Origin of the sequence: Nostoc sp. ChiSLP03a (genome assembly GCF_034531215.2) — a bacterium.
Classification (GTDB): domain Bacteria; phylum Cyanobacteriota; class Cyanobacteriia; order Cyanobacteriales; family Nostocaceae; genus Nostoc.
Map to the genome: position 1 here is coordinate 1 of NZ_JAVRBQ020000181.1, position 14085 is coordinate 14085.

The window sequence follows — 14085 nt, forward strand, 5'->3', positions numbered from 1 at the left end:
CAAGCAAGATTGCTTGGATCACTTTTTGCCGGAGGTCATAACTATAAGGTTTGGGCATCAGTTTCCCAGAGGTTCTACTGGAGCTTTCATCAAGGTCTACTTCCAGTTTATCGCTTAACCGCCTTGGCGGTTGCTATAACAGTTCTTGAGCCGTTTTCAGGTTTTGTAGTTCTGTTGTTATCTTACTTTGAAGGTAATCAGCCATTGAATCGTCCCCACAGATCGAGAACTTCTGGTGACTGTCCACCGTGAACCAGTGCTTTAGTACCGATTTTTACTAATAATGGTGCAGGAATTGAGCGTCCACAAATCAATGCTTCTCCGGTAGAAAGACTGGGTAATTCTTCGATATCAGCTTTGCTCACCATGTCCGAAGTTTTAGTAATAAACCTCTGATCGTCGGGATTTTTTAAGCGCATAGTAATTAAGGTATTGCATTGGGAAGTTACATCAGAATCTAGCTTTGAGGGACGCTGACTCACAATGGCAAACCCAACCCCAAATTTACGTCCTTCACCTGCAATCTTTTTGATAATGCAATGACTTACTGCTTGTTGTCCTGCGGGAGCAAAATTGTGTCCCTCTTCATAAACTAGAAAACAGGGACGAATGCGGTCTGTTTTACTGGCAGCAGCGCGGAGAATTTCACTAGATATCAAAGCTGTAATAATTTGTTTTGCTGTATCGCTTAAACCTTGTAAGTCAACCACTATAAGCCTACCGCGCTTATCACTGGGTCGGCCTACCATATCATATATATCTGTAGGTCTAGCTAAGGCTGCGGAATAAAAACTTTGGGCTTCGTTGAGAACCCGTGACAGTTTCATGGAAGCAACTGCTGCACTGCGGCTATTCAAGGCAGCAGCTTCGGCAGAACTAAGTTCTTCCCACTCCCGTAACTTTTCTAAACCATCTCCTAAGTAGTACCGTAAAGAGTTAATATCTCTTGGTTCAGTTTTTTCACTTGTTTTCCAGTAACGAATGGCTACATCAAGTACCCGCTGTTGAGGCTCTGTTAATCCAGGCAGAATTTCACTTACATCATCCATTTCAAAGCGGTCAAACTGAAGTGCCAATTCTTGATTTTTACCTGCATATTTCTCGCGGAATGTAGTGTTTTGAGGAGTGTAAACGACAACTCCCGCACCAGCTTCTTGTAAACGCTGAAAATTTTCTTGGATTTCGGAAATACTCTTGCGATCGCGGGGGTCATCAAGATTGCTAAAGTCAAGATTGAATTGCAAATTCCCACCTTGCAGAGCGCGACCATATTCGCCGTGGGGGTCAAAAACCACAACTGTGCCATTATTGAGGGTGACAATACGCTCAATAATGCGACCAACTGTGTAAGATTTTCCCGAACCTGTCATTGCCAAGACTGCCAGATGTTCTGTTACCAAGCGGTTAACATCTAAATAGATAGGAACAATATTGTCGCCAGATTCATAACCTACTAAGTTGCCTATATGTAAACTGGTTTGTTCATCAAATTCGTAGAATGAGCTAAGGAATTGATAGTCTACAGTTTCGACTTTCGCGCCAGGGTCAAGGGCGCGGCGGGGAATTTTAATTTGGCCTGTATATGGGTCTTTATAACCAACAAGTTCTAGTTTGGCAATTAACCGTTCTCCGGTAATTTGAGCGCCTGGTAGTAGTTCTAAATCTGTAAGGGATTGCCCTATTTCTGAGTTGTAGAGAACATTGCTGCGGATGATACCGTTAATTCGCCCTAGTACATTAATTTCTAGTTCTTCTTGGCGTTCTTGGTGACAAATGCGGACAAACTCGCCTCGTCTACCAGCAAACGAAGAGGAGAGAATCATTGTGAGATTGTTGGGATCGCCAGTATTACCTACCAATTTGCCTAGAATTTGATTTTTCATTGCCGTTTTTATAGATAGATTATTAAGAAAAATCATCTAGATCAGATAACCATAAATTCTCAACTTCACGCCGTCTGATTTCTGCTTGTAGACTTTGACTGTAATATTCGAGAAAATTATCTAAAGCTTGTTGTTCTCTTTCTGCCAACTGGATTGGTAAAGGAGTCCCTTGGGAACTTCCAGTTACTGTAAGTGCCATGACTTGAGAACAAATGCAATCAAGGTTATTTTGGTTCCAGTGAGGTTCATCCCCAATTAATTGCAGTAATTGAGGGTTATTGGTTTGTGCTGCTTTAAAGTGATAACCGAGTACGCCTAAAGAAATTACATCGCTTGGTTCCATGCGCGGTGTTTGCACATTCAAGCGAAAAGCTGCCGTGCGGGTGTAGCTGTTGAGAATGCCGTAAATAAAGCGTCTTTCCCCGATCCCGGCGATCGCTTCTTCTGAACCGATAATTTGACGAGTTAGATTTGCATCAATTCCCTCACTACTCAGGATATGTTTACGACCTTCTACTGTGCGTAAGTCTTGTTGAGCAATGTAAACGATCGCCCCGTAACGCTCTGATGCCAAGCCCACAACAGCAGTACCATTGGGATTCCAAGGCTGTAGCTTTTGGCGGTGAGTTGACCAAAAATTAGAAATTGCTGTTGTAGCACTATCAAAAGCACTGCGATAACTAGCATAACTTTCTGCTTCGCGCAAAGGTACCATGCTCCGGTCTAGTACCAGGGGACAGTCTAGCAAAATCAGGTCGTAAAAATTTTCTGATCGCATTGCTCGATCTGCCATTTCATAAGCTTGGCGTACACCGATAAGTTGCAGGCGTTTTGATTGGTTTTCGTAGTTGATATCGTCGAGTTCGCAGGTGCTATCCTGACCAACTGTGGAAATGATATTATTATCAACTGCTAAATCAACACGAACCGCCGCCGCCGCATAGAGGAAGCCCCCGATAGTTCTTGTAGTTGTGACTTTAGTTGCAATTCCTGCTACGCAGAGGTTTAAGGGATTGGGACGGTTAACTGAGCGCACTAAACCCGCTTGAGAAAAAAACGGTGCGACGCGCTCAATATCTCTAATTTGTTTTAGGATACGACCAACTGTTCCTGCTAAATTAACCTGTGATTGAATAGCGAGCGTTTGTGCTAGCGATCGCCCTTGAGTGTTAAAAGTTTGTGTCATAAAGCTAATGCCTCCAGAGCTTCTGCATAGGCTAAATAGGAACTGCTACGAATTGCATCTTGACCAAGTTCTGTTAACTTGGCTCCCTCAACCAATCCCTGAGATTGCAGGTCAGCTAAATAGGTTTGGGCGGTTTTCCCATCCATAGAGAAAATAGTTGAATTTTGTAGTGCTGTGAGTGCTGTTGATGCATCAGCAAATTTTTGGGTAAGCAAGTGTAGCATGACAGTAAAGTGTTCTGGTTTTGGCTGAAATAAAGTTTGCTCTACTGCTTTAGCAACAGGTTGACCAGCAATACTACGTAGTTGCTCCAGCCATTTTTGCAGTTCTTGTTCTTGATCGAGTACAGCTAACGACCACAACGGTAGACAAGTAATGGCAAAGATTCCAGAGTGGGGGTGCTTACGGTAGTATGCAGTATTAATGCTGAAATCATCCCAAGCACCGCCAATTTGAGTGACAGTTTGTAATTTTCCTTGAAGTTCGTAACGCACTTCTGGAGCCAGTACCTGAAGTAAGGGTATATCTGGCTTTGCTCTCACACCAGAATGCCGCCGGATTTGCCATTCACAGGGGATAGAAGATTTTTCTGTTTCAAATGGGGGAATTAATAATAGTATCCTTCCTGGCTCTTGAGTCCAGTTGTACCATTGTTGTTGCTGTTTTTCGTCGGCTTTCTGAAAATCGCTGCCAAATAGCAGACACAAACCAGAAGACGGGAGTTGATTTTCTATAGGTTGAGCAGATATTACATCTTGTAAAATGCGGCGGCGGCGATGGGTTGCTAAGGTTCCCGCTAACCAAACAAAAGCGTTCATGATGTTTTTGCCCCCAGCCGATATGTGCGAATGAGAAAGCCTTGATTAACAAGCTTCTCCGCTTCATCTGGTTCTAATTGGGGGTCACGTTCTGAGTTAATAGCGGTGATAATTCGCTGCCAGCGATCAAAGGAAATACCTGTATAAGCAAGGATGTTTTCTGCTATTTTTAGGCATTCTTGGCGACGTTGTTCTTTAAGTGCGATCGCACCCTTCAAGCTTCCTGTTGCTTCCAGTTCTACCAGGGTAAACTTGTTATAGGGAGATTTTCCTTGTATTTTGAGTAAAGCATTCACACCCTGTTCTGTAGCTTCTAAACTTGTATCATTTAACAGTTGTTTGTAGTAACCTGTGACTGCGTTTTCTAAAGATAAGACCTGACCTGATAAACCATCTAAGCTCCGTTTTGGTTCGGTTAGCAATGATTCAATGGCTGCATCCATTAATGGTTTAAAGTTCCCAAATTTAGCAGGCTTATCATAAGTCGAGTCACCACGAAGACGTTCAGCATCATCATCTTTGATGTCGGTTAAAGCATCTTCAATCAGGAGTGGTTGCGCCGATAATTTAGTAATTGGTTGTAAGTTTTTAGGATAATTGAAATCAGCAGGAGCATCATTTAGAACATCTTGCAATTTATCCAGTCTGTTTTTAATATTACTAAGTCTTTCTGTAAGTTGTTCGTAGGCTTGCTTAAGACGGCGAAATCCACTAACAATTAAACCGTCAATTTCTCCTAAAGGAGTTTGTTTCTGAAGGTTTAGGTCAATCCCAACTTCTCGCCCTAGCTGTAGTAATCTTTCAGTGGCATCAGCAACTTTTAAATCTTTCAGAGATTGACCAAGAGTTCCTGCTTCTGTCACTTGTTTTCTACCTGTACTACTTTGAGGAGAGCTATAGTGCAACGCTCCATCCAAGATATCGCAGATTTTTTCTAAAGATAAAGTAAACAAAGACACGGGAAAACAAGATAATTCCTTGACCTCTACCTTGATTTCTTCTTTTAGGGAATCAACGCGATCGCAAATGCATTCTGCAAAATCTTGTACCCATTTAGCGAAAAGTTCGGCGCGACGGATGCGTTCCCACAAGGGTTTTGAATCATCCTCAAAATTAAGAGTCTTAATGTTTTCATCTACTTGCATACTGTTGTAATCGTCGCGGCGATAGACAGAATTGATATCTAGGAGTAATGAAAAACGCCATTTTGCTGCTGCAAGTAAAATTGTCGGCTGATTTTCAACTGCAATGCTAGTGTATTGATTTTCTTCTGCGGCTGTTAGGGCTGATAAGGAATCTTTAGCGCGTTTAATAGCAGCTTGAGCCGTGCTGGTTTTTGTGCCAACGCGTTTACTGCCCAAAGGAGCGAAAAAATCCTGTACCTTTCCTTCACCAAAAACTACCTGCATATCCTGAACAATTTTTGGGTAGTCATTTTGTAACCAGTTCTCAGCTTCTTGAATTAAATTACCCAATTCACTGCGAGTCCGCAGGCTATATTTTTTATCTTTACCACCTGTACCGTCTGCCTCAACTTTAGCGAAATCTAATTTACAGGTTAAAGCCATCCACTCAATAAAAATGTCCTTGGGTTTTGCTCCTTCCCAAATGTAGCCCCAAAACCATTCTCTTTCTGCTGCGTCTAAAGTCCAGGGTTGTCCCCCTAAAAGACGGTCGAGAATTCTTTTTAAGAAAGGCGGAAATACTGCATTTGCTGTATAATCGAGCCGATCAAATAACCAAGCACGTTCTTGTTGTTCATAACCAGCCCTCTGCGCTTTGGGGGTAATTCCCAGTTTCCCTAAAACAGCTACTAAGGCTTCTACATCTATACCACTACTGCGATCCAAGCGTGACAGTGATTGAGGCGAATTTTGTTCTATCAGTAAATAACGCCAAGCCCTAAAGAGTAAATCCTTTTCTTCATCCTTTAATTTGCCACTAGGACGCAGAGGAAACGCGATCGCTCCTTGTTCATGCAGGTTTCTCCGCCATTTGTGGATTTCCTCCATTAATGGGCGTAACAGGGAGTTAGTCCGGTTAAAAAATGCTGTGGTAAAGCCTTGTCCATCTATTTTGAAGCCTACACACTCTGAAGTGGGTATTCCTATTTGATGCAAGACAAACTCTTCGCTATCTGATAGCTGATAAAGGAGCAAGTATTGATGAGCATTTTTGAGGGTATCTGTTGATGGCTTACTAAAAATATCTACCAACCCCCGCGAAGAGGTCAAAGCTAAAACTGGGGTTCTTCCTTCTTGATGAAATTGTGTGGATGCTTGACTACATAAAAGTTCTAGTTCTGGTGTATTGTTGACCCAAGCAACAATGAGTCTGCTGTGCGGGTGAAGTTTAAGTGCATCGCAAGTTACCAGTCCTTTGGTGCGTCCACTAGGAGTAGCAATTGCCATAATATCTTTTAATCCTGAGTTGACAGCATCGTATTTCCAGTTTTGATCCAGAAGACGCATAACCCCCGTTAATATTTGGATGGCTTTGTCTGCTGGAGGTTGCTTTTGCATCTGCTTGATTACTGATTGGTGAGCAGAATTAAAATCTGGATCTCTAAAAATCAGCGAATTTTGGCTTTGTTTGCGATAACGCAAATTCAGCCGTCCCAACATAGCAATACTGGGGCCAATATGTGTTGCTTGAGATACTTCTAAGTCTTGTTCACCAATGAAACCTCGCCACAGCGCCCGTGCTGTATCTTCAGCCGCAGCATGGGGATAGAGAAGGCTAACAAGTTGCACAAAATCAGTTCTTTGCAGAGGAACTAAGAGTGTGTGTTTACCTAAGTTATTTTGGCTGTTGCGGCTTTCGTGAATTGCGTAGGTGCTGAGGTTGGCTAATAGTTGTCTGAGGTCGAGGGGTTGATCTACACCGTTCAATTTCCAAGTACTTTTGTCTCGGACAAACTTAGCTTCTCGTAAAGCTTTAGTACAATCCACATCATCCCAGTTGACCTGGCGATAGTACAGGGCGATGGGTTCGTCGTACTCATTTACGCCTGTTAATAAGGCGTTGAGTTCTTCTGTTTGCCATTGCGTTAAAGGAACTGGTAATTGCCCGTACAATAATTTTTTGGCTGCTAGTAAATGAACTCGGTCTACTTTAAGTTCATTGATGGCGTTATGGTCAAGGATATGGTCGCTAATGCGGTTAGAAACTTTTACAGATGCATCAAACAGTGCAGCGACTGTTGGTTGGTCTTTTTCTCCACTAATGCCGCGATCGCGCAAAATTTGATCTACATTAGCCATAATGACGTTAAACCAGCCGAAGTTACCCCCACTCATAGTGTAAGCAGCTTCTACTAAGCCTTCGGGATAAGTTTCGCTTAAGCGTCCTTGTTGTGTGAGAGCATTGACAAAATCGCTAACATCTGCAAATGCATTTTGTGAAAGTTCAACTAATTCAAAACGTCGGGCTGTAGACTGGATTTCTCTTAGTTCATCACCAATAGCTGGGGAACATAAGGCTACATACCTCAGCCAAGGTAATTTTCGCCTGGGGTCTTCTTCTTTGATAGCTTTCCCCATCAGTTTAATTGCTCGACCATCAAGACGTTTAATATCTTCAGGTTCTAAATCGTAGGTGGCGGCTTCGGCGGCTGTTTCTAGTTCATCCAGGGTAATTAAGATATATTTAATCCCAAATTGGCTTAAATAATCGTAAGCAGCTTGACAGAGATTTGTTACTAGAGAAGAGTCTTCATAGAGAATTTCATCTGAGTAATTTTTTTCAACTTCCAAGGCTGCGGCTAAATTGCTTTCTTCAAAACCTTTAACAATCAGGCGGTCATAGGCTTCTTTGGCAATACTGGCTTGAATAGAAGTATCAAAGGTCTTTTTAGTTAGGGGTAAAAGGGCTTTATACAAACCGTAGCCAAACCAGTTATCAATGTTGTAGTATTCGTTGGCAATCTGGCTGTAACGGATGTAAAGACCAAGATATTGTTCGCGGTCTGCGTCATTATCAAATAGTTTGGCATCAGTTAAAGACCCAGCTTGGTCGCGTACTGCCCAACCAGGGGAAGTATCGTTAATTTGGCTGATGAGTTCGTAGGCGAGGCGAGATTTACCTACAATTTACCTACACCCCATTGGGCGATGATGGCAAAGACATGGGCAAAGCGTTCATCTTCTTGGTCTATAAGGTGGATAAAGTGACGAAATTTAAAAAAGAAATCTCCTTGTCCAACAATAGGATGAGTTAAAGGATAGGAAGAAACACCAGTAGCAGCCCAGCGATAGGTAGGAATATTATGGTTATTCTTGGCTATTTTTTGATTATTCATAATTGTTAGTAAGCATAATTTTTATCTGTACAAAATTTTTTTTATTGTATTTTGTGCCAAACTATTAAATTTTTACTCCCTAATTTCAGTATTTTCGTCCAGAATAAAATCAATAGTTTCCCTTATTTCTGGTGCAGCATTAATGATTTTGATTTTTTTGTATGCTGCCATGCCATACTTGCGAATTGGTGTAGCTAACAAAGCATTCAAAAAACTATGGGGTGCAGAGATAACTTCGTCAAAATCTATAGTTAAACACTTCCCTTCCCCAACTTCAGGAAGGAGTTTCTCATCTCTAATACGGATTGCTGTCATTTTATCTTCAGCATATTTGCCAAAATAATTGCGTATACTAATATAAAAATTAGTCAGTTCCTCGATATCAGATGCTTCGGAAAGTTCTTGTGTCGCTGCTGCACGGAATTCGGACATCATTTTTTGCAGATTAATATCCTGTGAAATTCCTAATTTAATAGTTACATAAACTAATGTCCCGGGCCAGTGAGATTCGGTTACTCTTCCTGTAACATCAGTTGGCGAAATATGTACTACTCCATTGCCAGAAACAATATGCATATCAGCATTGAGTTTGCGGATGATATTGCTTGAAAGGTATAAGCCAACACCAGCATTGTTCTGGGCTTGGTATGGATTATTTTTCAGAAAAGTTCCTGATACTTGTGGCTTTAAAGCCTGTAGGATAGCTGATACATGATCCTCAATTTCTGGATAAACCTGTCTGAGGTGTTGCTTTATGCCAACACCTAGATCTGCCACAATAAAGGAAATTTCCCCTTTTTCTCGATACCAAGAAAACTGTATTATTGACGGGATTTTGGAATTATGACCATGTTCTAATGTATTATAAAGTAACTCAGACAAAGCATAACGTAGTGTCTTTTCATACTCAATATCAAATCCTTTTGTATAACTTACAGCTTTTTCTAAAGCTGTTGTAAAGTCAAGATTGTTTCTAATAGCAAAAAGAGGCTTTGAAGCATGACTAAAAAAATTATTATTATTTGATTCTAGTACATAGAATAATCCACTAGCAGCCATCATTCCCCACATTTTTGATGCTCCTCGTCTTTGCCTTTTGTCATGATGATCATATTTAAATGTGACGTAACAACCATTAATTTTTAACTGCCAAACATAAAGTACAACAAGGGATAGAGCTTGATAATTAGCTGTCAAACATTGGCTAAAATCTAATACAACCTCTTGATCCTTGAATGTCCAATCAAATATAGATAAAACTCTACTAAATTCATACGTACCATAATAGGTAAAAGCTAAGGTTCTAGGTAGAGCAATGGTAGATTGTTGTAAATTATTCATAGGTAATATGCTTGAAAGCTGGAAATAAAGCGTCAAATTCTGGGTGAATACTCCAGTTAATTAATTTGCGTTGCCTGTCGCCAAATAGTCCCCTTCCATGTCTAGCTTGTCCTGGTTCGGCGGCGTGTAGTTCAATTGCCCCTTTTTTAAAAGCTGCGCCCAGTAATTCATCCATCCATTTTTCAAAGCTATTGGCAGTTTCCAAAGTAGACGCGATCGCAGTATATTGGGCAAATGTTCGCATCACAGGTTCAACCGGAGAAAATCCTCTCATATCGGCGTGGGTGCTGGTGGCAATCTGGAGTTGGGCGCTGGGAGAGTCTGGAACTGGAGATAAAATAGCTAAGTCTGGTTGTTGTGCCAAATGTAACGGCAGTATTAGTTGCCCATTTCGCAACCAATCGAGGCTATCTAGCAGGTAAAGGCTAGCTTTAAGTGGGGCAAGTGAAATTAATTTATGTTCAGTTCCGATAATTATATTGTGCCCTTTCTGACTCTTGAATGCAGTAGTATTACTTTTATTATCTGGAAAAAAAAGGTAGAATTTGAGGTCATCCAAGCACCTAGACAAGCGTTTTCTCTACCTTCTGTCCAAGTTGCGAGGCGGGAATGTACTTTAATAGGTTGTTGCCAATGGCTGATTTGCCAATCACCTCCGACTAGATGCAGCAGTAACAGGCGCAGCCAAACACTTTTTTTTAGCAGATGCACGGCTAAGGCTTCTAAGGTTTTCTGGGGGTCATTTTCGCGCCAGATGGTTAACAGTAGTTGCGCTTCCTCTGACAATTGCCAGCTTTTACCGTCGGGGGTTGATTTTAATAAGCCCACACCAAGGATTTTGGCGGGTTTGGTTGTAGTGTCTAATCCAAAAAGTCCGGGGGTACTCCGGCGAGAAATTGTTTTAGTTAGATACTGTTCCCAGGTTGACCAGTAGCCGGAGAATGTGGTTTTTTCAGACTTTGCTAAAATCGCTAATGCGCGTAACCATGCTTCCGGGTCGCGGGGTTCTGACCAGAAGGAGGGAGGCGCAAGCCTGATAGATATTTTTTTGTTCATCTGCTTGTCACCTGGACAACAGAGGTGTTACCAGCAGTGGCGAGTCGTTCTTTTACCCATCTGTCGCAACTGTTGCGAATGGCTGAGGTGATAGAATTGCCCAGGCGGTTAAATGATTTACTACCTAGTACCCGGTAGCAGCTATCAGAAAAATTAGAGTGGATGGTATAGCCAGAATGCCTACTGCTACTACCAGTTTCAAACCGCCAGACTTGCTGTTTTAATAAAGCGGCGATAACTGGGGCTAGCGTTTCTTGTAGGGAGGTTATATATAAAGTGTCTTGGGGAGAATAGGCGGTAAGTACAGATACGCCCAACTGACTTAAAACTTGCAGCAGCAGTTTAGCGAGAGTGCCGCAAATTACCTCTTCCCCGGCGGCGGTGGTGATGACTACTAAGACTTGGGTTGGTTGGTCGAATTGGGCAAGTTGGCTATCTTCTAATTCTAGAGACAATTTACCAGAAACACGTTCTGCTGACCAGGCTTCTTGAGTAAAGACAACTTGTGCTAAAAGAAACGCCCAAGGGCGATAGAGTACCCAGCGCATTGTTTCTTGAGATGGGGTGTCATCTGGGTTAATTTCCTCCGGGGTTAAATCTCCCCAGTCGCCAGATAAAACACTAGATTTTATACTAGATTTTAATTTTATCTGCCCATCTCGCAAACTAGGCAAACGCACCAACCGCCCCCGCACCCAATTAATCGCCGGGTTGAGAGGGTCGATATCCTGAAAAGAATTTGCAGCTGTACCCTGTTTACCTTCAATTAAGGGGGCAGTTGCACCTAAGACGCGCAGCAGTTTGGGAGTGGCTGGGGCTTGTTCTGCGGGTGCGTTAAACAGAGTACGTTCTAATTCTATGTAATTGCTAGAACTGAGGGCGGCTTGGGGTAAGAATTGAATTAAAGTTTCAGACGCTTGTCCCAAGGTGTTGATAGCATCGCTAAGTCCTTGTGCATCCCGGCGAGTTCCCAGTTCTTGCAGACGGGCAGCGATAATTTTACCCTAAGCTTGGCGGATGTCAGCTTCGCAACTGAGGAGGGCGGCAACTGTTTCTGAGAGGCTGGGTAAGGTTTGCAGCAGTTGGACGGTTGCAGGGGTGGCGATGATGCGGCTACCATCGGCGGAAGTTGTCCACATTCCGAGGTTTTGCCCGATTTTTAAGGGGCTGATGTCTGCGGTGGGAATTTCGCCAATAGTTAGGAGTTGTTCTAAATTGCGGATGGTGGAATGTGAAAGCTTCATTTTTTCGCCTCAGTTGAGGTCAGGATTCCAAAACTCTAAGGCGGGGAAGTTGCCAAAGTCTCGATAATTAATTGTCCAAACGGGACATTTACGCACTCTTGCTGCCCAAATTACTGTCGCATCTTCCAGGCTTTCCTGCCAGTTAGGGATGGTTTGCAATAGGGCGAAGATTTCAAGAAGGTCAGCTTGGTTGACTGGAATTAGATGTAAGCTTTCTAACATGATGTTTAGACTGCTTTGGGCTGTTCTAGGGTTAGTTGTGTATAACAACCATTTGTAAACTTCAAACAAAATAGGAATGGGAGTATAAACTCTGACTTTAGCTTGACTGAGTTGTTCAAAGCCAATTCTGCATTCTGTATGTTGGGGGTCTTTAGCATATAACAAGGCGATTAAAGGCCCTGCATCAATCACCACTTGCGAGATGGGACTTAGCATGGATTAATAATATTAGGGGAGTCTTCCGCTTGGTGGCTGGCATTTTTAGGAGATTCGTTGACTATTCCGGCTAAGGTGAGTAGTTTAGATAGATTTTTACCAGCTAGTTTTTCTTCTAGGGCTTCCTGAATGAGACGTTCTAGGTTTTGATCGGGATGATCTTGTAAATATTGTTCTAGTTGTTGGGCTAGGGTATCGGGTAGGTCAATTGTACATTTCATAATTTTCTATAATTTGCTGAGTTTACCTATTTTGACTTTAGTGTTTATTCCTCCTCTGTGTCTTTGGTTATTTGGTCGATGATTTCATAAAGTGCGTCTAAGTCAGAAAACAGGGGCGGTTCGTCTTTGATATCTATTCCTTTGCGCGTAAGGCGTGAGAGAATAGCTTTATCTGGTTCTCTGTCGCCTTTTTCTAGTGCTTGTTGGGCGGTTTTTAGTTCGTCTTCAGTGATTTTGCCTTCGATGAGGGCTTCTACTAGGAGTTTGGCGGCAGTGGTGAGATTTCTAGATTCAACTAGTGCCTCATGATGAAAATGAATTCTATTGCCTATTTCTTGTTCAATTTTGCATCTTGGTATTTGTAGTCTTGCAATCCATTCCTGGGTAATGTGTGGTTGCGCCATACCTGTTGCAAAACTAAAAACTTGGATTTGGACTACAGGATGGTTTAAAACATATTCCAAGTAGTACTTATTAATTTTATGCTCTGAATATAGGCGCAATCGAGCTACTGTAGAACCAGCAGCTAAAGAATTTGATAAAAGCGGAATAACAATTGCTTTACCAATAGTTCCATCTTTAGTGAAGGCAATATCACCCTGTTTAAGATGAATTTGGGGTTGTTCATCATATTTATATTGTTTAATTGATATTAGAGAATCAAAATCAATTACCCCATTTGAAAATTCTATTCCTCGTAACAACCAGGGACCTTTATCTGTGTAATGATCAGTAGTTAATCCTTTCCAACCAATCATTGCTGAAATTTCAGTAATATTATCTAAAAATTCAAGGGTAATTTGAGAATTTCTGAAATATTGTACAAGGCTTAAACGATTAGGAGAATTGAAGTTTAAGTCTAAACGTTGTTCAAGGTCATCAACGCCTACATAAGCATGGTTTCTTTTATATTCTAATTGTTTTTTCCATGAAATAGCATCTTCAAATAGTTTTTTTGCTTCTGCTTCCCTTTCCCGCGATCGCTCCCTCAACCTCTCCGCCAACCGCACCTTATCACCAATATACTTTTGTATAGCTTTGTGTGGAATAGGGATAGGGATATCGCGTAAATCTTCAAGATTTATTCCAGCTTGAATACTTCCAGACACGTAACGATTAAACTGAGTTTCTGCTATAGCTGAATTTAGGTAAGCCAGAAGATATCTTTCATCAAAATTACCATTAGGATTGAATGGTAGTACAGCACTATGTTGTCCAATAACTGCTGGTTTAACATTTCTAGCTATACTAGCATTTCCCACATAACCACCAATCGCTACCACAATATCGCCCTCAAATAGTTGACAACGACGATTTTCATGAAACTGTTTTTCTGATATTGTTAAACATTCATCAAAGTTAATTTCCCAATTTTGACAATCTTGTAGTCTTATACCATTTCTGTATGAAGCTGCGCTAAATTATTCACAAGGGTGTATTTGGTAAAAGTGTAATAAGTCTCAAATTGCAAGTTGAGATTAAACAGAGCCGAGAAGAATTGGAAAAAGCTGTTAAATATGCCGCAGAAGGTAGTAGCAAAGAGCGATTACAAATGCTCTACTGGCTAAAAACTGGTCAAGCTACAAGTAGGCGATCGC

Annotated in this window: 14 protein-coding genes; 1 reads left to right on the forward strand and 13 read right to left on the reverse strand. The window is 41.6% G+C overall.

Annotated features, from left to right (window positions below; all coding sequences use genetic code 11):
* Nucleotides 1-252, forward strand: a 252-nt coding sequence (locus RMY32_RS30425) for a hypothetical protein (RefSeq protein ID WP_322714852.1), incomplete at its 5' end; no start/stop codon positions are given.
* Here the strand turns inward: RMY32_RS30425 and RMY32_RS30430 are convergent.
* From RMY32_RS30430 to RMY32_RS30490, 13 genes are all read right to left on the reverse strand, one after another.
* Nucleotides 198-1883 (reverse strand): ATP-binding protein, encoded by a 1686-nt coding sequence (locus RMY32_RS30430; RefSeq protein ID WP_322714853.1) that lies wholly within the window; start codon nt 1881-1883, stop codon nt 198-200. The two genes, RMY32_RS30425 and RMY32_RS30430, sit on opposite strands and share 55 nt — an antisense overlap.
* Nucleotides 1884-1905: 22 nt before the next feature.
* A complete protein-coding gene (locus tag RMY32_RS30435; RefSeq protein WP_322714854.1) occupies nt 1906-3069 on the reverse strand; it encodes a hypothetical protein in 1164 nt (387 codons plus the stop codon).
* The gene (locus tag RMY32_RS30440; protein ID WP_322714855.1) at nt 3066-3887 is read right to left on the reverse strand and encodes a hypothetical protein; all 822 of its coding nucleotides are present in this window, start codon (nt 3885-3887) and stop codon (nt 3066-3068) included. Before RMY32_RS30440 ends, RMY32_RS30435 begins: the two co-directional genes overlap by 4 nt.
* Nucleotides 3884-7768 (reverse strand): hypothetical protein, encoded by a 3885-nt coding sequence (locus RMY32_RS30445; RefSeq protein ID WP_322714856.1) that lies wholly within the window; start codon nt 7766-7768, stop codon nt 3884-3886. Before RMY32_RS30445 ends, RMY32_RS30440 begins: the two co-directional genes overlap by 4 nt.
* A gap of 203 nt (nt 7769-7971) precedes the next feature.
* Nucleotides 7972-8187, reverse strand: a complete 216-nt coding sequence (locus tag RMY32_RS30450) for a hypothetical protein (protein WP_322714857.1) — start codon at nt 8185-8187, stop codon at nt 7972-7974.
* 72 nt (nt 8188-8259) lie between these two features.
* Nucleotides 8260-9528 carry an STAS-like domain-containing protein gene (locus RMY32_RS30455; protein ID WP_322714858.1) on the reverse strand — a complete coding sequence of 423 codons (1269 nt, stop codon included), beginning with the start codon at nt 9526-9528 and terminating at the stop codon, nt 8260-8262.
* Nucleotides 9521-9925, reverse strand: coding sequence for a hypothetical protein (locus RMY32_RS30460; protein WP_322714859.1), 405 nt, complete (start codon nt 9923-9925; stop codon nt 9521-9523). Before RMY32_RS30460 ends, RMY32_RS30455 begins: the two co-directional genes overlap by 8 nt.
* 77 nt (nt 9926-10002) lie before the next feature.
* Nucleotides 10003-10584, reverse strand: coding sequence for a hypothetical protein (locus RMY32_RS30465; RefSeq protein WP_322714860.1), 582 nt, complete (start codon nt 10582-10584; stop codon nt 10003-10005).
* Nucleotides 10581-11510 carry a hypothetical protein gene (locus RMY32_RS30470; protein WP_322714861.1) on the reverse strand — a complete coding sequence of 310 codons (930 nt, stop codon included), beginning with the start codon at nt 11508-11510 and terminating at the stop codon, nt 10581-10583. Before RMY32_RS30470 ends, RMY32_RS30465 begins: the two co-directional genes overlap by 4 nt.
* A gap of 78 nt (nt 11511-11588) precedes the next feature.
* A complete protein-coding gene (locus RMY32_RS30475; protein WP_322714862.1) occupies nt 11589-11828 on the reverse strand; it encodes a hypothetical protein in 240 nt (79 codons plus the stop codon).
* Between the two features lie 9 nt (nt 11829-11837).
* Nucleotides 11838-12266, reverse strand: coding sequence for a type II toxin-antitoxin system VapC family toxin (locus RMY32_RS30480; RefSeq protein ID WP_322714863.1), 429 nt, complete (start codon nt 12264-12266; stop codon nt 11838-11840).
* Nucleotides 12260-12487 carry a hypothetical protein gene (locus RMY32_RS30485; RefSeq protein ID WP_322714864.1) on the reverse strand — a complete coding sequence of 76 codons (228 nt, stop codon included), beginning with the start codon at nt 12485-12487 and terminating at the stop codon, nt 12260-12262. Before RMY32_RS30485 ends, RMY32_RS30480 begins: the two co-directional genes overlap by 7 nt.
* 44 nt (nt 12488-12531) lie before the next feature.
* On the reverse strand, nt 12532-13881 hold the full coding sequence (locus RMY32_RS30490; protein WP_322714865.1) for a restriction endonuclease subunit S: 1350 nt from the start codon (nt 13879-13881) through the stop codon (nt 12532-12534).
* Nucleotides 13882-14085 lie beyond the last annotated feature (204 nt).

Coding starts and splice junctions, on each gene's coding strand:
- RMY32_RS30430 (WP_322714853.1), bottom strand. CDS start 1,883: ATGAAAAATCAAATTCTAGGCAAATTGGTAGGTAATACTGGCGATCCC.
- RMY32_RS30435 (WP_322714854.1), bottom strand. CDS start 3,069: ATGACACAAACTTTTAACACTCAAGGGCGATCGCTAGCACAAACGCTC.
- RMY32_RS30440 (WP_322714855.1), bottom strand. CDS start 3,887: ATGAACGCTTTTGTTTGGTTAGCGGGAACCTTAGCAACCCATCGCCGC.
- RMY32_RS30450 (WP_322714857.1), bottom strand. CDS start 8,187: ATGAATAATCAAAAAATAGCCAAGAATAACCATAATATTCCTACCTAT.
- RMY32_RS30455 (WP_322714858.1), bottom strand. CDS start 9,528: ATGAATAATTTACAACAATCTACCATTGCTCTACCTAGAACCTTAGCT.
- RMY32_RS30465 (WP_322714860.1), bottom strand. CDS start 10,584: ATGAACAAAAAAATATCTATCAGGCTTGCGCCTCCCTCCTTCTGGTCA.
- RMY32_RS30475 (WP_322714862.1), bottom strand. CDS start 11,828: ATGAAGCTTTCACATTCCACCATCCGCAATTTAGAACAACTCCTAACT.
- RMY32_RS30480 (WP_322714863.1), bottom strand. CDS start 12,266: ATGCTAAGTCCCATCTCGCAAGTGGTGATTGATGCAGGGCCTTTAATC.
- RMY32_RS30485 (WP_322714864.1), bottom strand. CDS start 12,487: ATGAAATGTACAATTGACCTACCCGATACCCTAGCCCAACAACTAGAA.